The following is a 25216-nucleotide window of genomic DNA, read 5'->3' as shown; positions in this document are numbered from 1 at the left end:
CCTTCACTTCCGCAGCCTACGATGTTCAGAATTTCAAACGATTAAATAACAAAGTCCTCGGCGTTTTTTGCGTCGAGGATTTTTTTTAGTGCCTCATGGTTTTGGCTTTTTTTTAGAGACGGTTCATGCAGTTCCAGTTGGCTTTGAAGCGGTTGCCTTGGATTCGCATTGAGGAGGCGAGGGCTAGGCATTCGGAGCGGCTGAGTTGGTTTTGGTTTTGGAGTTTGCTCCAGCAGTACCAGCGGATGTCGTCGGAGTTTTCGGGGTCTTGGTTGCGGTCGGCTGATGCTAGGCACGCGCCTAAATGGATTTTTGAATTGAATCTTGTAAGACAATTCCAGTCTATGCCAGAGACGCTGTTGGTTTCGAATTGTTCGGCGACTTGATGGCACTTTGCTGGGGTGTCGATCAGGTGTTCGAAATCTTTGTAGCAGCCCCAGCGGTAGCCGTCGCGTGAATCTGCGGTGTCTTGGTGTTTGGCTTTGAGCATGCAGTGTTGGGCCATGGGTGGCAATGGGTCTTGTTGTTTTTGGTTTAAAGTGTACAGCACGTCTTGGCGGTCGCGGACGGACCACGAAGATGAGGCTATTAAGAGATCTTGAACTTCTAATTGTGTCAGACGGCGAGCTAGGGCGCGAACGGCTTCGCGTCTCCATGATGGATCGTCCATTGTTGTCATGGCTTTCAGTAAGTCTTCCATGCGCGTGTCGTAGGAACCGAAACACTGGGCTACTCGGGGCATGAAGGGGATGCCTACTTTATCTAGCTTGATCCAGTCGCCTTTGAGTTCGGTGTTTTTCAAGTGATCTTTCATTGTGCATAACTGATCCGTGATGATGAAGTTCAGGCCGTTCGCTAATCTTTGGCGGATCAGCTTTTCTTGTTGTTCTTGCTTTACCATCTCGGGCATCCAGCCCAGCTTTGTTTGCAATTCCAAGAATTGAAATTTCATTTTTAATGGCAAAGACTTCGCCGAGCTGATTTGGGCAAAAAAGTTTTCGAAGTTTTTAGTGATTTCAGGGGAGGGCTGAACCGTATTTTGGAGCTGCTCTAAAAACGACGGATTTTGCGAGGCCTCTAGCAAGGGTTCGTAGTATTTTTTCAAATTTGTTTTCCGTGAAATGAACTCGATAGCTTCTTTGTTGTGAGCTGTTTCCTGAGAATAGGTTTTACATGCAAGAGTGCGATAATTTGGATCCATTTCCGTCTTTGGATTTACGATGCGATAGCTCGTTCCAGCGAACACGTCTTTAAGTTTCTGCGTGTTAGGGCCTTTGCTAAAGAAGGTGTCTTTAGAAATGTCTTTCAAAGCTTTACGCATCATGGGGCCCGCCACACTGCCCATCGGGCCTGTGCTAGAAAATCCATGCAGTCTTTCCGCTTGAGGAAAGGCCGAAGAGAATATTTGGCTGATGCTCATGCCGTAATCGGAATAACGGGAAAAGGCGACGCGTTCGGCGAGGTCGCGAGGAAAACCGTTTTTAATTAGAACTTCAACGTATTCTTCAATGGAACGTTTGTCGGGAACTTTTGTTGCCAGAGTGTTGCAACCCATTAAGAAAACATCTTTGGGCTTATTTAAAATTCCCGCGCAGGTATTTTCGCAACTCAGTTTTTCAATTTCCTTCAGATCCAGCGTTGTGCTCACACCTTCACCAAAAAACACGCCACCAAAGTGACCTGAAACTAGAAGCACATCACACTCGATACCGCTTTGACAGGCTTTCTGTAGCCAGTGAGGATCTTTATTGGTGGGAACTAACTCAGTGACTTCCACATCGCTGCCGGCATAGAGGCTTTTTAGAACTTCGCGTTCGTTTTCAGAGTTTAAAGTCATTGTGCAGATTCTTTTCGGAGCGGCCGATGCGGCTACCGAAAATAAGAGGGATCCTAACAGTAAAAGCAGATGTGTTCTCATACAGAATCAGTGGTGCAAGCTTGTATCCACAGCGCTGAAGTCCGTGCTGAGTTTGAGAGTGAAAAAGACTGACAGGTGACGAAAAAGGACGAAATCTCAATTTGAGAATTCGTCCTTTCTTCTAAGGGATTAAATACATCCTCGGCTATGAGGCGTCGTCTAGAGGCAACAAGTCTTCATGTTTAAGCCGCCGTTTTACCGGTGATGATGTGATTTAAATTCTTAACAGCATCGTCCATAACGACAGATTGATTCGCTAATTCTTCGGACGCGGCCGCACACTCTTCTGCTGCCGCCGCGTTGGCTTGAGTGATCTTATCCATTTCAAAGAGAGCTTTATTGATTTGCGCGATGCCTTGTTCTTGTTCGCCACTGGCATTTGAAATCTCATCATTGAGCACAGACAGATGCTCAATACTTTTCACAATTTCTTTCAAAGAGACCTCGCTGGATTGAACAACCTTATGACCTTTTTCAATATTCGAAACGCTTTCATTGATCAACGTTGAGATCTCTTTTGCGGATGTCGCACTTCTTTGGGCTAAACTGCGTACAGCATCAGCCACCACGGCGAAACCTTTTCCGTGTTCACCGGCGCGGGCAGCCTCCACCGAAGCATTTAAAGCTAAAAGATTCGTCTGGAAAGCGATATCGTCAATGACGGTAATGATCTCCTCGATTTTTTTTGAGCTTGTTGTGATTTCATTCATCGAAAGCGTCAGTTTACGGACTTCTTCTTCACCGATGCGCGCTTTTTCTTGTGCTTGATGAGCCAGATCGCGGGCTTTGCTGGCGTGTTCCGTATTCATTTTCACCATGCTGGAAACTTCTTCCGTCGATGCCGAGGTCTCTTCGATCGAGGCAGCGGCGGTGACGGCGGCGTTGCTCAAGTTTTGGCTTGAGTCGCGAATTTCTTTACCCGTACTAGAAACTTGTGTCCCTGCGACATTGAGTAAACTAATGGACTCTAAAAGAGCCGTCATTGGCTTACGCACGAGGATGATTGAAACCACAAGAATAGAAACAGTAATTAATAAAGCCCAACCTAGAATAGAGTAGGTTGTATTCATCGCCGCGGCAGTGACTTCCTCTGTAGATGCAGTCACGGCAAAAACGCCGTGAAGCTTTCCATCTTTCCAATTTTCCATAGGGTAGCCTAAGATATCTTTGCCGTTCTTCCAGGGGCTTGTTGCTGGATCACCATGGCAGAGCAAGCAGCCTTGCGCGGCAGAAAGACGGACCGGTCGATACACGATGACGGCTTGGTCTGTATCTTCAACGATTTCGTTCAGGTCTTTGTTGGCTTCAAATTGTTTTAGGATTTCTAATTCTTTTACGGTCGCTTTGTTGCCTTCGCGGCGAGCTTTATCGGCAAATACGCGGAACTGATATCCATCATTTTTAGCATTTTCAAATCCTACGACGATAGAGGCAAAAATAGGAACTTTGCGAAGTAAATTTTGACGTTCTTCTTCAGGCAATTTTCCGTCAGGAAATTTGCTAACAGCGTGAGCAAAATCGTTTTCTAATTTTCCCTGTGTGGCGATGTAGCCTCGAATGGCTTCCAGTCGTGAAAGAATCGCTTGCGATTTCTCAATAAGCTGCGTGCGTCCTTGGTTATGAACCTTCGACGAAGAAATGGCAACGGCGGCAAGCGTACAAATCACACAGGACAAGCCCACGTTTGAAATAATCTTCGTTCCGAGTTTCATAGATGTCTCCTTCGTAATCTTTCTATCGGTGGCTGATCGAATAAAAAAAATACTTAAGAACTCGTGTTCTGCATTTATTTCGAGAGTTTAGGTTGGAAAGTGTTTCAAGGCTGCGACCTTGGTCTTGCTTCAGGGGTGAAAGGAAATCTCCTCACGTAAATAACTACAAAGTGAGGGCCGCTCTTGCTAGTCTAAAATCTACGACAGCAAAGGATTTGCTCGGAGAACCTCGTGAAGAAGCTCGTTTTACAACTCATCTTTGGATTTATTGTTTTGCCTGTAGCGCTTGCGGGTTCCCTTTTTTATCTCAATAAAAATGGCTTCTTCAATATCACGAAAATCGAAGTGATTCTTGAAAACCCTCCAGCAGGGCAAGAGCAATTCTTAAAACCTCATGTCGACCGTTTAGAAGCTTCTTTAGCGAAGTACAAAGGTATCTCTCTTTGGAATATCAAACTTAAAAAAATCTCTCGTGAAGTGTCTGATCTTAATTGGGTGGAACAACTTAATATCAAACGCAGTTGGCCCGCAACTTTGGCGGTGCGTGTTCGTCCTTATGAAGTGAAGCTTCTTTATATGGGTAAAGGCGGAAAGCTTGTTCCTATTATCAAAGACGGAAGTTTTTTAGATCCTGTTGAAACCAAGCAAGCTCCCGATGTGGCTCTTCTTGATGGCGAAAGTTTTCAGAAGAAAAGTGAGCTTAGAAAAAAAGCAGTGGAAGTGATCGAACAAATTCCTGCTGAAGGATCGTTCAGTAAAAAAACGATTTCTGAAATTCGCCACGACTCTAAAGAAGGTTTTTGGATGACGATGATAAAGACCGGAATTCAAGTGAAGATGGGCGAAGACCAAGTTTCACTGAAGGCCGCTCGAGTCTCACAAGTCGTCGACTATCTCGAATCTCGCCAATTTGACGCGCGCGTCATAGATGCGAATCTGTCTAAGAAAGTCCTTGTCAGGTTGCGTAAGGATCCCTAAGCTTAAGTCTGGAGGACCGATCAAAGTCGGGTCAAGCTCGCTTTGAAAACCCTTTGAAATGATTTTATTGGGTGGTTCTACAACATTAGATTAAGCATCCGTGAGGACTTAAGGATGAGTACATCAAAACCGAAGGCACCGGTATTGGCTGGTTTGGACATTGGGTCTACCAAAGTCTCTTTTGTGATCGGCACAGTCAATTCCGACGGAAAAATCGAAGTCGCTGGCGTAGGAACTGCTCCTAATACGGGCATTCGCCAAGGCGTTGTGGTGAATATCGAGGCCACAACGGAATCCATTAAAAAAGCTAAAGAAGAAGCAGAATTGATGTCTGGCTACTCCGTCTCTGAAGTATGGGTCGGCGTTGCGGGAACACATATTTCCTCTTTTGATTCAAAGGGCATGGTCGCAATTAAAAATCGCGAAGTGACTCCTTCAGAAATTGATCGCGTGATCGAAGCGGCGAAAGCTGTGGCGGTTCCCGCAGATCGCACGGTTCTGCACATTCTTCCAAGAGAATTCAAAGTCGACGGCCAAGACGGCATCACAGATCCTGTGGGAATGTCAGGCATCCGCTTAGAAGCCAACGTTCACATCGTGACGGGCAGTCAAAGCGCGATCAACAACTCAGTAAAATGTGTTGAAAAAGCGGGACTTAAAATTTCTGGCTTGGTTCTGGCGCAATTGGCTTCAGCAACCGCAGTTATTTCTAATGACGAAAAGAATCTGGGTGTGTGTGTTGTCGACATGGGCGGCGGCGCTTGCAACGCTTTGTATTTCGTTAACGGAAGTGTGGCGCATTCATCGACAATCCCGGTGGGCGGTCAACACTTCACTCATGACGTGGCTGTAGGACTTCGCACTCCTCAGTTCGCGGCAGAGGCTTTAAAGAAGAAGCATGGTTGTGCCATGGCTTCTATGGTGAATGAAAATGAAACTATCGAAGTCGAAGGTGTTGGCGGAAGAAAATCCCGCGTGATTCCTCGCAAAGACTTAGCAGACGTGATCGAAGCAAGAGCAGAGGAAACTTTGAACTTGATCGCGAACGATTTGCGCATGAGTGGTTTGATGCCAATGTTGGGTTCGGGAATCGTTCTTACCGGCGGCGCAAGTCAACTTGATGGTCTGATTGAGATGGGTGAGTTTATTTTTGATATTCCGGTTCGCCGAGGTACTCCTCAGCAAATCGGCGGTCTGACAGATGTTGTGAAATCTGGAGAGTTCTCAGCAGCCGTCGGTCTTTTGTTGTATGCACTGGCACAAAGAAAAGATTTGCAGGCAGGTCATCAGCAGCAGGAAGTGAACATCGGCGAGTCTCTCGACGGTATCACGAAGAAGATCAAAGATTTTTTCGGACAGATTTTTTAAAAGTTTTTTACTTGCATCACCGCCGTAGCCTGGGCTGGCGGTATTAATAGGGGAGGGTCGAATGTTTGAGCTAGAGGAAAATATCAATATCGGAGCGAATATTAAAGTTGTCGGTGTCGGCGGTGGCGGAAGCAACGCTGTAACGACAATGATCGAGTCTAATATGACCGGTGTTGAGTTCATCGTTGCCAACACAGATATCCAAGCTTTGAATGCAAATAAAGCCCCTAACAAAATTCAGTTGGGTCTTGATTTGACTAAAGGTTTGGGCGCAGGTGCAAACCCAGATGTGGGTCGCAGAGCTGCGATTGAATCGTATAATGAGATTGTTGAGAAATTGGAAGGCGCGGACATGGTGTTCGTCACTGCGGGTATGGGTGGCGGAACAGGTACAGGTGGCGCTCCGATTGTTGCGAAGATTGCGCGCGAACTTGGCGCTTTGACAATCGGTGTGGTCACTAAGCCCTTCCTGTTCGAAGGTAAAAAACGCGGTAAACACGCTGAAGGTGGTTTGCAGGAACTAAAAGAGAACGTAGATACTTTGATCGTTATCCCGAATCAAAAGCTACTTTCGATCGCCGCTGAAAAAACGCCACTATTGGAAACTTTCAAAAAAGCGGACGAAGTTCTTCTTCAAGCAGTGAAAGGTATTTCCGACCTTATCAATATCCGCGGTTTGATCAACTTGGACTTCGCCGACATCCGCACTGTTATGTCTTCTAAAGGTATCGCAATTATGGGTACTGGTGCAGCGAAAGGTGAAAACCGCGCTGTTGAGGCCGCGACAGCAGCGATTTCTTCTCCACTTCTTGAAAATGTTAAAATCGATGGCGCGACTGGTATCATCGTGAACATCACAGGTGGATCTGATCTTTCTCTATATGAAGTGAACGAAGCGACGACTCTTATCACGGAAGCAGCTCATGAAGATGCAGAAATCATCTTCGGTGCGGTTATCGATGATAACATGGGTGACGAAGTTCGCGTGACTGTAATTGCGACTGGTTTTGATTCTCACGATGTGAAACTTGTGAACGACATGGCTCAAGTAAATCAAATGCAAAACTTCTTGAACCAACAGGCAACAGCGCAATTCGGCGGAATGAACATGATGCCGCAAATGCCTCAGATGCCACAAATGCCCCAAATGCCGGTGATGCCGCAAATGCCGCAATTCCAAATGCCGCAGATGCCTCAAATGCCGACAATGCCACAGATGCCGCAAGCTCCACAGCAAGCGGCCCCTGTTGAGTTGCCACCAATTGCGACTGTTCAATCCCACGTGATGAACTTTACGCAACCACAACAGGAGGGTCCCTCGGTAACTGAGACGGTTGTAGTTCCGCCAGTAGCTCCAGTGACTCCGCAAGTAGCGCAACAAGCGGCGCAAAACATGATGGTTCAACAACCTCAGCCGCAACAACAAGAAGTGGCAACACCAATTCAACCTCAAGTTGAAGCGGCTGTTTCTCCTCGTGATATGTTGCTAGCGAAAGCTCGCGCTTTCAAAGAAAGCCAAGACTTGAAAGCTCGTCATAACAACCCTGAACAGTTGTCTATGAACGTGGATCATGAACAGCAATCTTTGGAAGAAGCTCGTCGCATGGCTCGCGAAGTTTTGAGCTCTCCATTCTCTAGCCAAAATCTTGAAGTACCGGCGTTCATTCGCAAGAAACAAGGTTTTGATTTGAATAAAGAATAGTGGAAGCCTGGTTTTTATCTGACATTCACTTAAAATCCGCAGAAGAGCGCAATGGGAAAATCCTGTTGCGCTTTTTGCGTTCTTTGCTGCAGCAAAATCCTTCGCAAGTTCATCTTTTCATGCTGGGTGATATTTTCGATCTTTGGGTGGGCGGTCATTCGTATTTCGCTAAAAAGTTTCCGGATTTAATCGAAGCCTTGCGAGACCTCCGCAAAGCCGGAGCCCGCATCACGTATATTGAAGGCAATCACGACGTTCACGTCGAAGGCTTTTTCCAAAAGCAATTAGGCGTCGAAGTTCATGTGGAAGCTCAGTACTATAATTTGGATGGCCTGATTGTTCGTTGTGAACATGGTGATTTGATCAATCTGGCCGATGAAAAGTATCTAAAATACCGTAGTATCATCCGCAACCCTTATATCAAACCTTTGGGAAACATCATTCCTGGGAAGTTCTGGGATTACGTCGGAAATCGAGCGAGCAAACGCAGTCGTGCGCGCAGTGGTCACTATCGCGCGACGAACGAATCTCAGCTGGTGCAGATGATTCGCGCCCACACAGAAAAGGTTTATCAAGAAAAGCCTTTCGATATTATTATCTCGGGCCACATGCATGTCTTTGACGATCACGTCGTTGATATTCGCGGCAGAAAAGTGCGCACGGTGAATTTGGGTTCGTGGTTCGAAGAAAAAGTTAAGGTCTTTCATATCAAAGACGGCCAGCCGAATTGGGTGTATTTAGAGTCCTAAAACGGCAACATCTGCCAGCTCGTTAAACATCTCAAACTTATCTTTCTTAGAGATGAAAGCCGAATCTCATTTTGAGACGCTCCTGATGTGTTTGGCACACTTTGCAGTAATAACAGCAGGTGGCTATGAAAACATCGAACTTTAAATTTCTAATTCCTATTCTGTGCGCCTTTATGATGGCGTGCCAGACTGTCTCTAAAGAAAGACTGGAGGCGGAATTTATTCTGGATAAGGCCCTGCCCACGAAGGCTTCGGAACTAAGAAGCCGTATCGTAAAAGCGGAAGATAAAAGAGATACGTTAGCTGCCGCTGAACTGAAGCTCGAACTAGATAAAGTTTTAAGTAAGATGGAGACCAATAATCGCAAGAAGGGAATGCTGGCGAAAGCCTTGAATATTTCTTTTGAGCGAACCGAAGGGCAGTTGTCTGACGGAGCCAACCGCATCTATTCCAATCAGTCTTATCTGTATTCGCGAACGGCAGAGCCGATGCTTCTAACCAACGGCACCCGCGCATATTCGGATATGGGAAACTCATCGTTATTAAACGGAATGCAGTAATTATTTTTTGATTCCACAGTAGAACTTCGAGACGTCCACGTTTAATTCCGGTTCTGCATTACACAAGGATTCATCTAACGAAAGACCTCTTTGTTTGGCTTCTGCCAGAATCACCGTCATTTTTAAATAAGTCGGGGTCAAAGTTTCGCGAATCTTGAAAACCACATCACGATAGGGTTTGCGCGGATTGCCCGCTTCGTATCCGCGAGCGCAGAGTTCCTCATTCACGGATTGTTTCACAGTTTTATAAGTGCCTGCCCAAAGTCCCCAAAGACCCGCAAGGTATCCGGTGCGATCTTCCCCGACAGTGCAGTGGAAGTAGATGCTCTTATTGTCTTCGACTGCTTTTTCAATTGTGCGCAAAGCTTGCATCGTCATTTCGCAGGAAGATTTGAAGTCATGAAGATCTTTCCAAAGAAATGGAATATGGGTGATGGATGTTTTAGCGACTCCCAAACCTTGCAAAGCAGTGATCTGTTTTGCGACTTCTCCTTTGGTGTCGTTTTTAAAGATTAAAAATTCCTCCACGCCCAAAGCCAGAAGCTCTTCCATTTGTTTTTTATTTGCCGGAGCTTTGCCACGAATGACGGCTATATCGCCTTCGCTGTAAATCACGTGAGCATTGGGAATCGTGCTGCCCTCAACGGCGGCTTGGGCAACAGAGACTAAAGACAATAGAAGAGATGCGATCAGTGTTTTCATGGGGCCGTTTATACAGAAAGGCCTCAGGAAGTTAAAGGGTCATAGTAAATATGTTATTATTCCTGACGAGAATATAAAAAAAGGGCTCCTTCTCGGAGCCCTTAGGTGATCGGACATAGGAACAATTTAGATTAGAAATTCATTGTATAGCCAATAAGACCCTGAACGCCCGACATGGTCGTTCTTAAGTCAGAGCCATCACGTTCAACTTCAGCGCCGTTTCCACACTGGCTGACGCCTGGAATATCATTGGCCGCCGTACAGTTGCCGCCAGTAGATACGTTACGCTCAATAGGCATGTAGCGCATATTACCTTCGACAGTCAGGCAGTGAGTATCGGTGAAACAGAACTCAGCTCCAATGCCGCCCATCGCTCCGAAAGCACTGCCTTTAAAATCAAGATTCTTTGAACCAGCAGTCATAGAGCCGCTTAAGCTTCCATAGCCCAAACCAGTCTGCATATAGAATTTGATGAAAGAGTTTTCCAAAGGGTAGAGGCGGAAAATTGGGAATACCGTATACCCAGTCAACTCATAGTCATACGAACCTGCAGCTCCAGAACCATCCGTTTTTTGAGTGAAGTATGAAGGACGGATCACCATCGCATACATTGTACCGCTAAAGCGATAACTCCAGTTCACATAGAACTCCAAGGCCGAACCCATGTTTTTGACGTTCGCGAAACCGCCATTAGTGGTGTAATCAATAACTCTATTGATGTCGTCTTGATCTGCAGAGACGGTCGATAAGCCAATACCCAAAGCCATGTCTCCCGAAAGGCCACGGCTGCTGCCGAAACGTCTTTGTGCATTTGCATCTTGTACGCTGAAGACCGAGACTGCGAGAACTGTTGAAAGAAAAAGTCCTACTTTATTCAACATCTTCATAAAAGAATCCTCCTGATTCCCACCATATTTGAATCACTATTAGAATCTTTTAATCCACATAGTGTATGCAACTAACATTATACAGGTTTAGGACAAAGGACGGGATCATCTTTTGTCCAGGGGAGTTATATTGAGACAAAGTGTTCTCTGTATGAGACTCTTTTTTTATGAAGCATCTCGAAGAAAAAACTCTCTCGACAAAACAGATTTTTAAAGGCCGGTTCCTTCGCGTAGAGCAGGATCAGGTCCAGGCTCCCGACGGCCGTACTTACACGCGTGAATACATCCTTCATCCAGGTGCGGCGATGATGATTCCTCTTCTTCCGAACGGAAATGTCGTGATGATTCACCAGTACCGTCATGCGGTTAAGCAGGTGTTTTTAGAATTTCCTGCGGGAAAACGGGATCCCAATGAAGAAACTCTATTTACAGCCCAACGCGAACTTTTGGAGGAGACTGGTTACCAAGCTAAGGACTGGAAATTCTTAACAACGATTCATCCTGTCATCGGTTATTCCAACGAACACATAGATCTTTACTTGGCGCGCGAACTGAATTTTGCGCAGCAGAAGCTGGATCATGGTGAGTTTATTGAGGTCGTCGAAGTAAAACCAGAAGACCTCATGCGCTTGGTTCAAGAGGGAAAAGTCTCGGATGTGAAAACCCAGATCGGGGCTTTTTGGCTTGATAAAATCCTGCGAGGGGAGTGGAATTAAGACGGGGGACGTCTTATGCACATTCAATCCAAAGACAGCTTTAAAACAAAAGAAACTCTTCAGGTGGGAGCGAAATCCTATACGGTTTTCAACCAACAAAAAATCTCTCACCCGAATCTACAAAAACTTCCTGTATCCATGAAAGTCCTGCTAGAAAATCTTCTGCGTCACGAAGATGGACTGCATGTGACGAAAGAAGATATCGACTCTCTTCTTAGCTTGGATCCTAAATCTTTGCTTCGCGAAATTTCTTTCTTCCCAGCGCGCGTTCTTATGCAAGACTTCACAGGTGTCCCTGCGGTTGTCGATCTAGCGGCGATGAGAGACGCGATGAAAAATCTGGGTGGCGATCCGAAAAAGATCAATCCGCTGGTTCCCGTGGATCTGGTGATTGATCACTCGGTGATGGTGGATTCCTTCGGAACCAATCGTTCTTTCGATGAAAACGTAAAAATGGAATTCGAAAGAAATCACGAACGCTATGTGTTCTTAAAATGGGGCCAGAACGCGTTCCAAAACTTCAAAGTCGTTCCTCCGGGTACTGGTATTTGCCACCAAGTGAATCTTGAATACATTGGTAAAACTGTCTGGAGTTCTGAAGGACATGCCTTCCCAGATACACTTGTCGGAACAGACAGTCACACCACAATGGTGAATGGTCTTTCTGTTTTAGGTTGGGGCGTTGGTGGTATTGAAGCCGAAGCGGTGATGCTAGGGCAACCGCTCAGCATGTTAATCCCTGAAGTGATTGGCTTCCGTTTGCATGGCAAACTTAAAGAAGGTGCAACGGCGACTGATTTAGTTCTTATGATCACTCAGATGCTTCGTAAAAAAGGCGTCGTTGGAAAGTTCGTAGAATTCTTTGGATCAGGTTTGGCGTCTATGCCTCTTGCTGACCGTGCGACTATCGCCAACATGGCTCCCGAGTACGGCGCCACTTGCGGTTTCTTCCCTGTAGATGAAGAGACGATTAAATACCTTCGCTTGTCGGGCCGCCCTCAAGAAACGATTGAACTTGTAGAGAGCTACGCGAAAGCGACGGGCTTGTGGCGTTCTGAAGAAAATGAAAAGCACTACTTCTTCCAAGATATTTTAGACTTAGATCTTTCAACGGTGGAACCGTCTTTGGCAGGGCCGAAGCGGCCTCAAGATCGCGTTGTTCTTGCAAACGCTCAAAAAGATTTTCAAAGCCAATTGGTTTCAGGATTTCAAGTTGCTGACAATATGACATCCAAAGAAAAATCGCAGATGGCCGTGGAAGGCGCAAGCTACACGGTCGGTCACGGCGATGTTGTTATTGCGGCTATCACAAGTTGCACGAACACTTCCAACCCTTCCGTGATGATTGGTGCTGGTTTGGTTGCGAAAAAAGCTGTGGAAAAAGGCTTGCAAGTAAAACCTTGGGTGAAGACTTCGTTAGCTCCAGGCTCCCAAGTCGTGACAGATTATTTAGAAAAATCCGGCGTACAAAAATACTTAGATCAATTGGGCTTCAACCTTGTCGGTTATGGTTGTACAACTTGTATCGGAAACTCCGGTCCATTGCCTCAACCAATTGCGACGGCTGTTGAAAAAGGAAACTTAGTTGTGGCGTCTGTTCTTTCTGGAAACCGCAACTTCGAAGGCCGTATCAATCCGCACATCAAAGCAAACTACCTGGCATCGCCGATGTTGGTGGTGGCCCACGCTCTTGCCGGCAGCATGCACATTGATATTACGAAAGATGCTATTGGCGAAGATAAAGCTGGCAAGCCTGTTTACTTGAAAGATATCTGGCCAAGCAATCAAGAGATCCAAGATCTTGTGAATAAAACTGTTGAAACAAAGATGTTTGATTCTCGGTACGGAAATGTTTTTGCGGGAACGGAGGATTGGAAGAAAATCAATACGACCTCTTCGCAAACATATTCGTGGGATGAAAGTACTTATATCAAAAATCCACCGTACTTTGCCGGCATGACAATGACGCCAGAAAAGCTAACAGATGTGAAGGGCGCGCGCGTTCTCGCGATTTTGGGTGACTCCATTACGACGGATCATATTTCGCCTGCGGGAAGTATTAAAAAAGATTCTCCAGCGGGTCGTTATTTGATTGGTAAGGGCGTTGCGCCACAGGATTTTAACTCTTATGGTTCTCGTCGTGGTAATGACGACGTTATGGTGCGCGGAACATTTGCCAACATTCGCATTAAAAATGAAATGCTGGGTGGCTTGGTTGAAGGCGGAATGACGAAACATATTCCATCCGGTGAAGTTTTAGCGATCTATGATGCTTCCATAAAGTATCAGGCTGAAAAAACACCTTTGGTTGTCGTTGCTGGTAAAGAGTATGGCACGGGATCGTCTCGTGACTGGGCGGCAAAAGGAACGCGTCTTTTAGGAATTAAAGCGGTTATCGCGGAAAGCTTTGAGCGCATCCATCGTTCCAATCTTATTGGTATGGGTGTATTGCCATTGCAATTTCATCCCGGCACGGACCGCAAGACTTTGCACTTGGATGGTTCAGAGATTTTGGACATCGTGGGTATTGAAGCGGGCATGAAAGCGCAGCAAGATCTTACTGTTCGTATCACTCGCACTACTGGTAAAACAGAAGAAATCAAAGTGCGTTCACGCATCGATACTGCTGTTGAGCTTGAGTACTACAAGAACGGTGGAATTCTTCACTACGTTCTTCGCAAATTGACTTAAAGATTCTTTGGGGCGGCCCCGTCTGAGAGGGGCCGCCCTTTTCTCCTCTTTCCCTCTTAAAATCGTTATAAAGTAAAAATTACATGTAGAACTTCTTAGCGAAAATGCCGCTCACGGGTGAAAACGAAAATCCGTTTTTGGCCTGCTATGTTTAGTTTTGTTCTGAACTGGTGATTTCCTGGCAGGGTAATTGCTCTCCTGTTTTCGTCATTTATTTTTATAGACTGGAGTTTTTTTATGAACGTAATGAAGTATGGCGCCATCGTAATGACGTTGGTGGTATCTCAGACAGCGTCGGCGTCGTTCTGGGGTAAAGTTAAAAACACGTTTAACGACTGTAAGTATAATGAGCAGGAATATGCAGCGACTTTGGCCTTTGAGAAGCAGACGACAGAAAAGTTACCTGAGCATTTTAAAGGTCGTTTTTCTGAAAGTGATTTTGATACAAAGCCTTGGATGCGTGGTTTTCGCTATGTGATCGTTGTGAACAAAGCCTCTCGCGGTTACGAGGCCCAAACTATGAAGGTTTACGAAAATGGATATTTGATCCATAAAACGAAGGTTTCTACAGGCCGTGAAGGCTTTGAACTTCGCCGTAAAAACAAAGTTTGCACAGGCGCGCCTCCAAAATCTTATTGGTCGCAAACACCCACAGGATATTACACTCCGAAATATTTGTCTGAAGACCACAAATCAAGTTCTTGGGATTCAGATATGCCGTACGCGATTTTTTTTGATATCGAAAATGGTCTGGCACTTCACCAAGTCTATAGAGGTTACGTAGATATGTTGGGAAGCCGCGCTTCGGGTGGTTGCATTCGTCAAGATAAAGAAACGGCTGAAAACCTTTTCTTCCGCGTGAAAGAAACCGAACGCTCTGTAGTTCCGGCGGTGAATCTGGATGGGACTCCAGTTCTAGATGAAAACGGAAATGTGAAATACATCTCTCAACAAGAGATCGTGCACAGCAGAACCGGTCAGTTGATGAAGTTCAACACATTCAGTGCGTTGATCATCGTTGAAGACGTTAACTAAGATTTCTAGATAAATTTGAAAGAAAAAGGCCGAGTGTTCACTCGGCCTTTTTTTATTTTACGTTCTCATTCACCATCAGAATAAAGGCATACTCGGTGGCCGTTTCCTTCAGTTGTTCAAAGCGTCCTGAGGCGCCTCCATGACCTGATTCCATATTCGTCTTAAGCAGAATCAGGGAAGGTCCTTTGTTATGATCGCGCAGTTTAGCGACCCACTTTGCAGGCTCCCAGTATTGAACTTGGGAATCATGCAAACCCGTCGTCACTAAAGTGTTCGGGTAAGCCTGGTCTTTGACGTTGTCATACGGTGAATAGGATTTGATGTACTCATAGGCGGCTTTTTCGTTGGGGTTTCCCCATTCATCATATTCGCCGGTCGTTAGTGGAATCGTATCATCCAGCATTGTCGTAATCACATCCACAAATGGAACCTGCGCCACGATACCTTGATAAAGATCAGGACGCATGTTCATCACGGCTCCCATCAATAAGCCACCGGCACTGCCACCCATGGCAAAGACACGCTTTGCAGAAGCGGTTTTATTTTTTACCAAGGCTTCGGTGCAATCGATGAAATCATTGAAAGTGTTCTTCTTATTCATCGTACGGCCTGTGTCATACCATTCACGTCCCATTTCGCTGCCGCCACGAATGTGAGCTTTAGCAAAAACAAATCCGCGATCCACCAAGCTAAAGACGTCGCTGCTAAACCAGGGATCCATGCTAGCCCCATAAGAGCCGTATCCATAAATTAAAAGAGGAGACGTGCCGTCAGCCTTATGATCTTTCTTCATGATCAAAGAGACCGGCACCTTCACACCATCACGAGCCGTGATAAAGATGCGTTCCGATTTGTAAAGTTCCGGGTTGTAGTTAGGAACCTCGTGCACTTTTTTTAGAACCTGCTCGTGAGTTTTCATATTGAACTCATAAACAGAAGGGGGCAGGCGCATGGACTCATAATCATAGCGCACCCACTCGGCATCAAACTCGCGGTTGTCGCCGACGGAAGCCATATAACTGCCGTCCGCAAACGGGATGAAATAAGAATTTTTGGCTTTTTTGTCGGTGATATGGATTTGAGTTAAACCATTCTTTCTTTCATCCAAAACCAGATAATTCTTAAACACCGTCACATCCTGCAAGAATGTGTCAGCGCGATGAGGAATCAGGTCTTTCCAGGATTTAGCATCCGTGTGAGAAAGGTCCGTCGTCATCAGCTTGTAGTTTTTAGCTTTTTTATTTGTGATGATGTAGAAGCGTTCACCATCGTCCGTCACCGAGTATTCATGCTCGCGTTCACGAGGATTGAAGACGCGGAAGGCTTCCGTGGGTTTGTTAGCCTCAATGAATCGAACTTCCGTCGTTAATGTGCTGCTAGAACCGATATAGATGAACTTCTTTGACAATGACTTGTAAACGTAAGTACTGAAGGTTTCATCTTTTTCGTGATAAACCAAGTCCTTCTTTTGCGTGCGCAAGTTGTAGCGATAGATCTTTTCACTGCGCAAAGTTTCTGGATTTTGTTCGGCGTAAAAAACGGTTTCATTGTCATTAGCCCAAGTCAGATTCGAAGTCATATTGGGAATCGTGTCGGGCAGAAGCTTTCCACTTTCAAGATCTTTGAAATACACGGTATAAAAGCGACGTCCCACTGTATCTACGGCATAGGCCATGATCTTGTGATTGGGACTCATGCGTGGTCCCGTAGATTCAAAGAAGTCATGTCCTTTCGCTAGTTCCGGCATATTCAAAAGAATTTCTTCCGTCCCTTTCGGTGAACCCTTGTAGCGAACATAAAGCGGGTATTGTTGTCCTTTTTCATAGCGAGCAGCATAGTAATAATCGCCATCTTTTACTGGGGTCGATGATTCATCTTCCTTTACACGAGACTTTAACTCGGTGAAAAGTGTTTGTTCCAAAGATTTCACCGAACTCATTGCCTGGGCCGTGAATTCGTTTTCTTTTTTCAAGTGATCAATGACTTTCGGATTTTCACGTTCACGCAGCCAAAAGTATTCATCGGTTCTTATGTCTCCGTGCTTATTAAGCGTCACCGGAACTTTTTCAGGTTGCGGATAAGAACGAAGATCTTTGTGCATGCAGGAAACTCCCAGAAGTAAAACAGCGTAAGTGATTTTTTTCATGGGACTCAGGCTATCATGATGGGGTGAAGGTGGGTACAAGCCTCTTGGATTTCCAAAAGGCTTGTTGGGGACTCAGACTAAGGTCGGGCTTCGCCGCCGCGTTGAGTTTGTTGAAAGCGCACTTGGTTTTGTTTCGCCAAAGCTTTGTTGTAGGCATCCGCAAAAGTAGTGCGAGCAAACTCTTCAATAGAGGTGGCGGTCGTGTTGATCTTGTTGCGCTGAAAAGTTCCTGCGATGGTGCCGTTGCCGAATGCGTCTTCCATCTCGAGATAAACATCCGCCCAGTCTTCGCTTAATCCTGCACCGATATAGTAATTGCGCATTTCTTGCGGAGGCACTTCAACGTATTCAGCGTCAGGGCGACCGACGGCAGCTCCCAGGATCTTAACAGCTTCGTTCATTGAAATATCTCGCTCTCCCAATAGGTATTCGACGTTGTGGGATTTAAAATCTGGATTCATCAATAAGAATGCCGCGCGAGCCGCAATATCTCTTGTCGCGACCATGGGGATTGGTACATCCCCGTTGATTGTACCAAAGAAACGATTCATGCCGATCAGGCTAGAAATATTATTATTTAAGTTTTCCATAAAGTACGTACAGCGCAAGTGCATGATGTCGGCATGAGTGATTTCACCCAAGCGCTCTTCTTGATCATGCAATCCTAAGATGGGGCCTGTACCGCTTTCTAAATCCGCACCAACACTGCTGAGGTTGACGACCTTTTTGATGCCGGCTTCTTCGATAGCTTCGGCAATCACTTCGCCAAACTTATTTTGATAGAAACGGGATTCTTCGGCTTTGGGGTTGGGTGGAATCATGGTGAATATTGCCGAGCAACCGCGCATGGCATCCATTAAGAAACTCACGTTATTCGCGTCGCCTTGGGCAAGTTCCGCGCCTTGGAAGTTTTCTTTGTTAGGAAAGTGTCGGGCCACGCAACGCACTTTTTGACCGTGAGCAAGTAAGTGGGTAACGATTTTAGAGCCTATATTACCCGTGGCTCCCATGACCAGAATCATAAAAAAACCTCCTTATTTATCCCCATTTTACTTGGGGAAATAAGGAGGCTCTACTTACGAATTCTTCATCAGCTGTTAGGCTTGAGCTTCTGCCAAAAGTTGTTCGGCGTGAGCGACAGAAGTTTTAGAGATTTTCTCGCCACTGATAAGACGAGCCAGTTCCTGCACACGATCTTTTGTCTTGAGTTCTGACACAAGCATCGCCACAGAACCTTTTTGCGGAGATTTCTGAATAAAGAAGTGAGCATCACCGAAGGCAGCCACTTGCGGAAGGTGAGTGACACAGATCACTTGCTGTCCTTTAGCAATGGTCTTTAGTTTCTTTCCGACTTTTTCGGCTGTTTCACCGGAAACGCCGGTATCCACTTCGTCGAAAAGATAAGTGCGAGGCTGATTTGTCGAGCCCACCACGCGCTTCAAAGAAAGAAGGATACGGCTCAACTCGCCTCCCGAAGCAAATTTCGCCAAAGGACGTTTTACGTCTTTTGCGGAAGTCTGGCTCAGGAATTCCACGTCACTCATGCCCGAAGAAGAAAGCTCCATCTTTTCAACCTGAACGTGGAAGGTGACACCTTTCATGTTTAAATCTAATAGCTCGGCATTCACGCTTTCTGAAAGCAAGTCGGCACCTTTTAGACGGCGCTTGTGAAGATCGGCTCCTAAAGTTTCTAGCTCTTTTAAGATCGCTGAAGCTTCTTTCTTTAAGGATTCTACTTTGGATTCAGAATTTTGCAGATTGGAAATTTCAATTTCCATATCCATCAAGGCTTTTAAAATATCGTCTACTGTCGAGCCATATTTTTTTTGCAACTTGCGAAGATCGCTCAAACGACCTTCCGCTTCTTCTAGGCGCTGAGGATCGGCATCGATCTTCGAAGCATACTGACGAAGCTCATAGACGGTCTCATCAATCAAAGCTTTCGCTTGTTCAAGATTTTCAAGTTTCGTCGCAATCTGCGGATCCACGCCCGCAAGTTCCAGGCCTTTTTTAAGAACGGCATTCAAACGGCTGATTGCGGAATCGTCATCGGTGTAAAGCGCTTCTTCGGCTTGATCCACGAAAGAACCAATGCGCGAAGAGTTTTTAAGCTTCTTAACTTCCACTTCAAGTTCAAGATCTTCGCCCGGAGACAAATCCAAGTTGGCAATTTCATCGCGCTGGTAAATTAAGAAATCCAAACGCTGTGCTTTTTGTTTGGCATCGCTTTCTAGTTTTTTGATTTCTTCAAAGATGGCGTGATAGCGATTGTACTTTTCAGTGAACAAAAGACGCTTATCCCAAGTGCCCGCATACTGATCCAAAAGATCCAAGTGGTAAGCTTTAGACATCAAATTGCGGTTTTCATGTTGGCCGGTCATTTCGATCAAAGGTGCTGAGTGACCTGCTAACTCCACCAGAGGAGCCACGATGTCGCGCAAGCTGTTCAATGTACTAAGACTGCCGTTCAAATAAACTTTCGATTTATCACCTGCACTTAAAACACGACGAACGATCAAAGTGTCTTCATCCACTTCAATACCCATGCTTTTTAAGTTGTCGATGATGTCGTAGCGTTTGCTGATATCAAACGAGCCTTCGATCGTCGCCTGGGAAGCGCCGGTACGGATCGTGTCGCTAGATGCTTTTCCGCCCATCAAAAGACTCAAGCTCTTAAGAAGAACGGATTTACCGGCACCTGTTTCACCGCTCAAGATGTTAAGTCCTTCTTTGAAGGTGATGTGCAAGTTTTCGATAATGGCGAAATTAGAAACTTTCAGCTCTAGTAACATAATATCTCCTGCAAACTAGGTTTCTAGCTGCGATCTCCGAATTTAAGTTTTTCGCGAAGCAAGTGGAAGTAGTTGTGATTAGGTTCCCGCACCATCATGTGATCGTAACAAGACTTTGTCACAATCACTTCGTCTTGAGGCGTGAGTTCCGTCATCTTTTGACCGTCCACGATGAAATGCGCTTTTTGAGTTTTCCCATCAAGCTTGAAAGAAAGCTCTTTATTGTCAGGGAAGATCAAAGGACGAGACGTCAAAGAGTGAGGCGCAACAGGCGTCATCACAAATACCGGGGACTCTGGATCAAGCAAAGGACCGCCCGCAGCGAGATTGTACGCTGTCGAGCCCGAAGGACTGGCGACGATAAAACCATCGGCCTTCACTTCGCTGACCAGGAATTTCTCAGAATAAATAGCCGTGTTGATCAATTGGCTCATTGAGCCTCTTTCAATCACGATGTCGTTCAGTGCATGGAACTCATCCCGCACTTTTCCACGGCGAAGAATTTTTGCAAAAAGCATAGAGCGGGGACGAAGAACCATTTTTCCCGCCAAAGTTTTTTCGATGACATCAAAAACGGATTCAGCGGCATGAGCCGTTAGGAAGCCCAGTGAGCCCATGTTAAAGCCCAAAATCGGCGTGCTGCGCCCTTCAAGAAGGCGAACGGCGCGCAAGTACGTTCCATCACCACCCAGAACAATGATCAGCTTTAACTGGTCCAATTGTTTTTTTGTTTTAGCGGCTTTGGTGCCGGGAATGATTTTTTGATCAGGGCCGGTGAAAACATCAAAGCCCTTGTCTTTCAAATAATCAGAAACCTTTTTTGCTAGAGAGACGGCTTGCGCCGTCTCTAAGCGGTAAACTAAAGCAATGCTGCTATTTTCTTCTAGAACTAATTTACTGTTTTTGCTCATCGAAACTTTTGCACTCACTAGATCAAACCATCGCGTCTTAGAAGCGCATTCGGATCTGGCTCACGACCGCGGAATTTTTTGTAAAGTTCCATCGGATGTTCCGTTCCGCCCTTGCTAAGAACATTGTCTTTAAATTTCTGAGCCACTTCGGCATTGAACAAACCTTTTTCTTTGAAGAACTCAAAGGCATCGGCATCCAACACTTCAGCCCATTTGTAAGAGTAATATCCCGCTGAGTATCCACCTGCAAAGATATGGCTGAAGCTGCAAGAGCTATTTGCGCCATCGATCTTAGGGAACAGACGGGTTTCGGCCGTCGCCTTTTCTTCAAACGCATCGACATCTTTGATTGTCGAAGGATCCGTTGAGTGCCAAGCCATATCCATCATACCGAATTGCAATTGGCGGCAAGACGCATAACCCGCTTGGAATTTTTGCGACGCTTTTAATTTTTCGATTAAATCTGTGGGCATCGCCGCATTGGTTTCATAGTGACGAGCAAAAAGATCTAAACCTTCTTTTTCACCCACCCAGTTTTCCATGATTTGCGATGGAAGTTCTACGAAATCCCAATAAACATTGGTGCCGCTCAAAGATTGATAAGTCACTTCAGACAACATGCCATGCAAAGCATGACCGAATTCATGGAACAATGTACGTACTTCATCGTAAGTCAAAAGAGAAGGCTTCGTCGGCGTCGGTTTCGTGAAGTTACACACGATGCTGACGTGAGGACGTTTCATCTCGCCGTTAAGCAAGCCTTGCCCACGGAACTGAGTCATCCAAGCGCCGCCTTTTTTGGTCTCGCGCGGGAAGAAGTCTGTATAGAAAAGACCCATGTACTTACCAGATTTATCTTCGTAGATCTCGTAAGCTTTTACTTCTGGATGATAAACCGGGATGTCCTTGTTTTCTTTGAAAGTCAGGCCGTACAGTTTTTTCGCGTGAGCAAAAACACCGTCGACCACTTTTTCAAGTTGGAAGTAAGGACGAAGATCTTCTTCATTGAAAGCGTATTTATCTTCTTTCAATTTCTCGGAGTAGTAACCGAAGTCCCAAGGCTGGATGTCAGAAACGCCGTCTAATTTCTTCGCGTACTCTGTGACTTCCGCCAAATCTTTTTTGCCGGCATCTTTAGAAGCCTTCAAAAGTTTTGAAAGGAACTCTGTCACTGTTTGCGGGTTCTTCGCCATACGCTCTGCCAATACGAAATCAGCGTGAGTTTTGAAGCCTAATAGTTTTGCGCGTTGATCGCGAAGTTGAACGATCTTCAAAACTGTTTCTTGGTTGTCGAAAGTTCCTTTGTAAGCACGAGAAGCGTAAGCTCTCCACATTTTTTCACGAAGGGCACGATTTTTCGCATACGTCATGAATGGCAGGTAAGACGGAATTGAAAGAGTGAAAAGCCATTTGCCTTTTTGGCCTTTGGCTTCAGCCATTGCAGCGGCTCCTTCAAGGATGCCCTCAGGGAGGCCTTCGACGTCTTCTTTTTTATCCAAGAACATTTCAAAAGCGTTTGTCGCCTTCAAAACGTTTTCAGAAAACTTCGGTCCAAGAACAGAAAGTTCCTGATCGATATTGCGAAGAGTTTCTTTGTCTTTTTCAGAAAGCAAAGCACCGTTGCGAGTGAAAGACAGATAAGTTTTTTCTAACAAGCGCGCTTGTTCTTTGTTCAGGTTCAAAGAATCGCGTTTATCGTAAACGGCTTTCACGCGCTTAAAGATTTCTTCATCCAAAGAAACGTCAGACGCAAAGGCAGTGACCTTGGGATAAATCTCTTTCGCTAACGCTTGCAAAGCCTCATCTGCGTGCGCCACTTCCAGGTTTGAGTAAATCCCTGTGATACGGTCTGGAAGCTCGGAAGCCGCTTCTAAAGCCACAATTGTATTTTCGAAGTCAGGAGTGGCCGGATTGCTTTTTAGTTTCGCGATGTTTTCTTTTGAAATTTTGATCGCTTCATCCAAAGCCGGAAGATAGTGCTCCACTTTGATTTGATCAAAGGGAACAGCTTGGTCTTTATTGGTAAAAGGTTGTAAAAGAGGATTGCTCATGATGTGCCTCCAAGAGAGTTAAAAGACTCTTCTTTTCTTTCACGAACCAGAGCAGAAATAAAGCAAAAACTAGGTGTAAAAAGGCGTCTAAAAATGGAAAGGGCCCTTGGTGGTTTTATCCGTCCAAGGGCCCGTGATATTGCGGCGTATTATTCCGTAAAAACGGTCGAGGAGTGCCGCACTCGCTCTAGTAAGTACATACTCCAAGATTTGATCCGTAGATCACTTGGCGGCACGTCGCCCCTGCGCCGCAAGTGTTTCCCTGATCCAATAGGCAGCTCTGAGTTAATTTATTTCTGCAGGCGCTGGCACTATTACTTGCTCCCGGTACGTTTGAGATTTGTGGAATATTGATCGTCGTTTGTGGAGCTGCAGTCGTGTAGCCCCAAGTGTAACCCCACTGCCAGTAGTAAAGAGTGTTGTAGTAAGGGTTGATTAGATCGTTGTGAATACAACCTAAGCCGAAGCTCCCGTTGTAAGTTGCAGAATAACCTGCGGGGCAACCACAGAATCCGTATTGGTTAAAATAATTCGTGTAGTTGTACGCGTAATTGTACATGCCCGGATAAGGAATAAATCCGTAGTATTGTGAATACACGGTATTGTTACAATAGGCTTGTCCCGTCAAACAACCCGTGTTCAACGGTGTTACTACTGTTGTTGTCCCCGCGCCACCATCATCGCCCGGCTGGCAGGCTGCGAGGAATAGAGCAAAGACGAAATAAACCAACTTTTTCATAAGTGGCTCCTTAAAATAAATCTTTCAACAGCCATCTAAGGTTCAAGTTTGGTGCCTTATGAGAATTTCTTCAGCTGGGATATATTCGAATCCAGTCGCAAAATTTCCAATCCCGGTGCCCAAAATGGGCACCCAGCGCCTAAAGGTGCCTGCTTCTTTTTTGTACTGCTCTGCATGACAGAAAAGAAGCAGGCACTTTTAAAAAGCAGGTGCCTTTTAGTTTTAGGGTTGGCAGGGAGGGGGTCTTCTTTTACTCTTTTAGGTGAGCATCGAAAGGAGTCGATCATGAAAAACATCGGATGTGTTTTTGCTTTCTCTTGGGCCGTTATGTTGGCCGTACCTGCAGTTGCCGCAGTTCCCGCGCAAAAGGCAAAACCGGTTTCTAAAATTCTTCAAGGTCAAGGTGTCAGTTTCGGTGGAATTGCCGGCACGGGTTTCACTTTGATGGATGTTCGTCGCACGGCGGATACAAAGAAAAAAGTAGAGCGTATCGTGATGGATATCGGCGATTTGAATGGCGGTACGATCAAGGGACTTCCAGGTTATTATTTTGCGGAATTGAAAAAAAATCCTTCGCGTTTGGTGATTGATTTTTCCCAGATGCCGAATGCGAACATTGATCAAACTCGTCTTTCGGGATTGATGAAAAACTCAATGGCCGTGACGAAAACATCGATGAGTCTGGATCCGATCGACAGTTCTTTGAATCTGACTTTGGATCTTAAGAAAGATACAAAAGTGCGCGTTTATCAGGTGGCTGGCAACAAGACGACAAGCAAAGTCGTTATCGATCTGATTACGGAATAGACCGTGATGAAGTTCTGGCTCTTACCGCTTTTGCTTTTAACGAGCACGGCTCAAGCACGAGTGTTCAATATTCAAAAAGAAACTTTCGCGGCCTACTTCCTGGTTTCAGGGGGAGGTTCGGCTATCGGGACGGAAGGGCTGGATGGCGAAGCCAGCTCTGGCATCAACTACAGCGGGGGAGTGAATTACAACTACTCCGGCGAATTTGGTTTTCTGTATTCAGTTCGCTACTTGAATTTCCGCTTTGGTTTTGAAATTTTAAAACCTTCCACTTTGGATTCGACCGCGAATAATGGAACTGCCGATTTGTATTCGGCGAACAGTCAGATATTAGGATATGTTCCAAAGGTGGGCGTTGAAGTTAATTTGCAAAGTACAGCAAGTTATCGTTCCTTCATTTCTGCGACCGCAGGCCTTGCCAGTGTCACGATGAAAAATGCATACACTTTAACTGCGGATGGGCAAACAGCGTTCCCAGGTGTCGCCGATCACACGGCCGAGTCCAAAGGTTCGGGAACTTCTTTGCAAGCTTCTTTGGGTTATGAAGGTAATTTGTCAGACACGACAACCATTCTTGTTGAGTTCGGCTATCGTCAACTAAAAATAGATAATTTAAAATACTCGAAAGATGTCACAACGTTTTCTGGTGCGAAAAGCAGTGGAGACGCGGTCCTAAATACATCCGGGGAACAGCGCGAGCTGGATTTTTCGGGCGGTTTTATCTCTTTGGGTTTTCGCTTTTACATGTAAGG

The 25216-nt window shown here is 45.6% G+C and carries 20 protein-coding genes; 10 read left to right on the top strand and 10 right to left on the bottom strand.

The features are described from left to right. Positions 1 to 112 precede the first annotated feature (112 nt). Positions 113 to 1918 (bottom strand): hypothetical protein, encoded by a 1806-nt coding sequence (locus AZI85_RS11935; protein ID WP_063244248.1) that lies wholly within the window; start codon positions 1916 to 1918, stop codon positions 113 to 115. Positions 1919 to 2100: 182 nt separating this feature from the next. Further along, positions 2101 to 3630: a methyl-accepting chemotaxis protein gene (locus AZI85_RS11930; protein ID WP_063244247.1), complete on the bottom strand. Its 1530-nt coding sequence runs from the start codon at positions 3628 to 3630 to the stop codon at positions 2101 to 2103. Positions 3631 to 3861: 231 nt separating this feature from the next. Between AZI85_RS11930 and AZI85_RS11925 the strand changes: the two genes are divergently transcribed. From AZI85_RS11925 to AZI85_RS11905, 5 genes are all read left to right on the top strand, one after another. After that, positions 3862 to 4608, top strand: coding sequence for a cell division protein FtsQ/DivIB (locus AZI85_RS11925; RefSeq protein WP_063205022.1), 747 nt, complete (start codon positions 3862 to 3864; stop codon positions 4606 to 4608). Positions 4609 to 4722: 114 nt separating this feature from the next. Further along, positions 4723 to 5976 (top strand): cell division protein FtsA, encoded by a 1254-nt coding sequence (ftsA, locus tag AZI85_RS11920; protein WP_063244246.1) that lies wholly within the window; start codon positions 4723 to 4725, stop codon positions 5974 to 5976. 61 nt (positions 5977 to 6037) lie between these two features. Next, entirely contained in the window at positions 6038 to 7678 is a 1641-nt protein-coding gene (gene ftsZ / locus AZI85_RS11915; protein WP_063244245.1) for a cell division protein FtsZ, read from the top strand. Next, on the top strand, positions 7678 to 8427 hold the full coding sequence (locus AZI85_RS11910; protein WP_063244244.1) for a UDP-2,3-diacylglucosamine diphosphatase: 750 nt from the start codon (positions 7678 to 7680) through the stop codon (positions 8425 to 8427). The genes ftsZ and AZI85_RS11910 overlap by 1 nt, the downstream gene beginning before the upstream one ends. A gap of 125 nt (positions 8428 to 8552) precedes the next feature. Then, positions 8553 to 8987, top strand: a complete 435-nt coding sequence (locus AZI85_RS11905) for a hypothetical protein (protein ID WP_063244243.1) — start codon at positions 8553 to 8555, stop codon at positions 8985 to 8987. Here the strand turns inward: AZI85_RS11905 and AZI85_RS11900 are convergent, their stop codons facing one another. Both AZI85_RS11900 and AZI85_RS11895 read right to left on the bottom strand, forming a co-directional pair. Further along, complete coding sequence (locus tag AZI85_RS11900; RefSeq protein ID WP_063244242.1) at positions 8988 to 9689, bottom strand: tyrosine-protein phosphatase; 702 nt, start codon at positions 9687 to 9689, stop codon at positions 8988 to 8990. A 131-nt stretch (positions 9690 to 9820) separates the two neighbouring features. Then, on the bottom strand, positions 9821 to 10576 hold the full coding sequence (locus tag AZI85_RS11895) for a hypothetical protein (RefSeq protein WP_253720967.1): 756 nt from the start codon (positions 10574 to 10576) through the stop codon (positions 9821 to 9823). Positions 10577 to 10743: 167 nt separating this feature from the next. Between AZI85_RS11895 and AZI85_RS11890 the strand changes: the two genes are divergently transcribed. The 3 genes from AZI85_RS11890 to AZI85_RS11880 all read left to right on the top strand — a co-directional run bounded on the left by AZI85_RS11890 (position 10744) and on the right by AZI85_RS11880 (position 15018). Beyond that, complete coding sequence (locus tag AZI85_RS11890) at positions 10744 to 11292, top strand: NUDIX domain-containing protein (protein ID WP_063244241.1); 549 nt, start codon at positions 10744 to 10746, stop codon at positions 11290 to 11292. A gap of 15 nt (positions 11293 to 11307) precedes the next feature. Beyond that, complete coding sequence (gene acnA, locus AZI85_RS11885; RefSeq protein ID WP_063244240.1) at positions 11308 to 13983, top strand: aconitate hydratase AcnA; 2676 nt, start codon at positions 11308 to 11310, stop codon at positions 13981 to 13983. A 237-nt stretch (positions 13984 to 14220) separates the two neighbouring features. After that, on the top strand, positions 14221 to 15018 hold the full coding sequence (locus AZI85_RS11880; protein ID WP_063244239.1) for a L,D-transpeptidase: 798 nt from the start codon (positions 14221 to 14223) through the stop codon (positions 15016 to 15018). Between the two features lie 52 nt (positions 15019 to 15070). Here the strand turns inward: AZI85_RS11880 and AZI85_RS11875 are convergent, their stop codons facing one another. The 6 genes from AZI85_RS11875 to AZI85_RS11850 all read right to left on the bottom strand — a co-directional run bounded on the left by AZI85_RS11875 (position 15071) and on the right by AZI85_RS11850 (position 23657). Further along, positions 15071 to 17164 carry a S9 family peptidase gene (locus tag AZI85_RS11875; protein WP_063244238.1) on the bottom strand — a complete coding sequence of 698 codons (2094 nt, stop codon included), beginning with the start codon at positions 17162 to 17164 and terminating at the stop codon, positions 15071 to 15073. Between the two features lie 77 nt (positions 17165 to 17241). Next, positions 17242 to 18186: an NmrA family NAD(P)-binding protein gene (locus tag AZI85_RS11870; protein WP_063244237.1), complete on the bottom strand. Its 945-nt coding sequence runs from the start codon at positions 18184 to 18186 to the stop codon at positions 17242 to 17244. Between the two features lie 75 nt (positions 18187 to 18261). Further along, entirely contained in the window at positions 18262 to 19956 is a 1695-nt protein-coding gene (gene recN / locus AZI85_RS11865) for a DNA repair protein RecN (RefSeq protein ID WP_063205011.1), read from the bottom strand. A gap of 23 nt (positions 19957 to 19979) precedes the next feature. Further along, the gene (locus AZI85_RS11860) at positions 19980 to 20867 is read right to left on the bottom strand and encodes an NAD(+)/NADH kinase (protein WP_063244236.1); all 888 of its coding nucleotides are present in this window, start codon (positions 20865 to 20867) and stop codon (positions 19980 to 19982) included. A gap of 17 nt (positions 20868 to 20884) precedes the next feature. Continuing rightward, positions 20885 to 22918, bottom strand: a complete 2034-nt coding sequence (locus AZI85_RS11855) for a M3 family metallopeptidase (protein WP_063244235.1) — start codon at positions 22916 to 22918, stop codon at positions 20885 to 20887. A gap of 187 nt (positions 22919 to 23105) precedes the next feature. Continuing rightward, entirely contained in the window at positions 23106 to 23657 is a 552-nt protein-coding gene (locus tag AZI85_RS11850) for a hypothetical protein (protein ID WP_063244234.1), read from the bottom strand. A 285-nt stretch (positions 23658 to 23942) separates the two neighbouring features. Between AZI85_RS11850 and AZI85_RS11845 the strand changes: the two genes are divergently transcribed. Both AZI85_RS11845 and AZI85_RS11840 read left to right on the top strand, forming a co-directional pair. After that, complete coding sequence (locus AZI85_RS11845) at positions 23943 to 24464, top strand: hypothetical protein (protein ID WP_253720966.1); 522 nt, start codon at positions 23943 to 23945, stop codon at positions 24462 to 24464. Between the two features lie 6 nt (positions 24465 to 24470). Further along, positions 24471 to 25214, top strand: coding sequence for a hypothetical protein (locus AZI85_RS11840; protein WP_063244233.1), 744 nt, complete (start codon positions 24471 to 24473; stop codon positions 25212 to 25214). Positions 25215 to 25216: the final 2 nt, after the last annotated feature.

This window comes from Bdellovibrio bacteriovorus, assembly GCF_001592755.1.
GTDB classification, from domain to species: Bacteria; Bdellovibrionota; Bdellovibrionia; order Bdellovibrionales; family Bdellovibrionaceae; genus Bdellovibrio; species Bdellovibrio bacteriovorus_E.
The sequence above is the reverse complement of the archived record's forward strand: the minus strand, read 5'-3'. Positions and strand labels throughout refer to the sequence as shown.

Coding starts and splice junctions, on each gene's coding strand:
- AZI85_RS11840 (WP_063244233.1), top strand. CDS start 24,471: ATGAAGTTCTGGCTCTTACCGCTTTTGCTTTTAACGAGCACGGCTCAA.
- AZI85_RS11850 (WP_063244234.1), bottom strand. CDS start 23,657: ATGAAAAAGTTGGTTTATTTCGTCTTTGCTCTATTCCTCGCAGCCTGC.
- AZI85_RS11875 (WP_063244238.1), bottom strand. CDS start 17,164: ATGAAAAAAATCACTTACGCTGTTTTACTTCTGGGAGTTTCCTGCATG.
- ftsZ (WP_063244245.1), top strand. CDS start 6,038: ATGTTTGAGCTAGAGGAAAATATCAATATCGGAGCGAATATTAAAGTT.
- AZI85_RS11855 (WP_063244235.1), bottom strand. CDS start 22,918: ATGAGCAATCCTCTTTTACAACCTTTTACCAATAAAGACCAAGCTGTT.
- AZI85_RS11870 (WP_063244237.1), bottom strand. CDS start 18,186: ATGATTCTGGTCATGGGAGCCACGGGTAATATAGGCTCTAAAATCGTT.
- AZI85_RS11930 (WP_063244247.1), bottom strand. CDS start 3,630: ATGAAACTCGGAACGAAGATTATTTCAAACGTGGGCTTGTCCTGTGTG.
- AZI85_RS11880 (WP_063244239.1), top strand. CDS start 14,221: ATGAACGTAATGAAGTATGGCGCCATCGTAATGACGTTGGTGGTATCT.
- AZI85_RS11890 (WP_063244241.1), top strand. CDS start 10,744: ATGAAGCATCTCGAAGAAAAAACTCTCTCGACAAAACAGATTTTTAAA.
- AZI85_RS11905 (WP_063244243.1), top strand. CDS start 8,553: ATGAAAACATCGAACTTTAAATTTCTAATTCCTATTCTGTGCGCCTTT.
- AZI85_RS11845 (WP_253720966.1), top strand. CDS start 23,943: ATGAAAAACATCGGATGTGTTTTTGCTTTCTCTTGGGCCGTTATGTTG.
- AZI85_RS11935 (WP_063244248.1), bottom strand. CDS start 1,918: ATGAGAACACATCTGCTTTTACTGTTAGGATCCCTCTTATTTTCGGTA.
- acnA (WP_063244240.1), top strand. CDS start 11,308: ATGCACATTCAATCCAAAGACAGCTTTAAAACAAAAGAAACTCTTCAG.
- AZI85_RS11900 (WP_063244242.1), bottom strand. CDS start 9,689: ATGAAAACACTGATCGCATCTCTTCTATTGTCTTTAGTCTCTGTTGCC.
- ftsA (WP_063244246.1), top strand. CDS start 4,723: ATGAGTACATCAAAACCGAAGGCACCGGTATTGGCTGGTTTGGACATT.
- AZI85_RS11895 (WP_253720967.1), bottom strand. CDS start 10,576: ATGAAGATGTTGAATAAAGTAGGACTTTTTCTTTCAACAGTTCTCGCA.
- AZI85_RS11860 (WP_063244236.1), bottom strand. CDS start 20,867: ATGAGCAAAAACAGTAAATTAGTTCTAGAAGAAAATAGCAGCATTGCT.
- recN (WP_063205011.1), bottom strand. CDS start 19,956: ATGTTACTAGAGCTGAAAGTTTCTAATTTCGCCATTATCGAAAACTTG.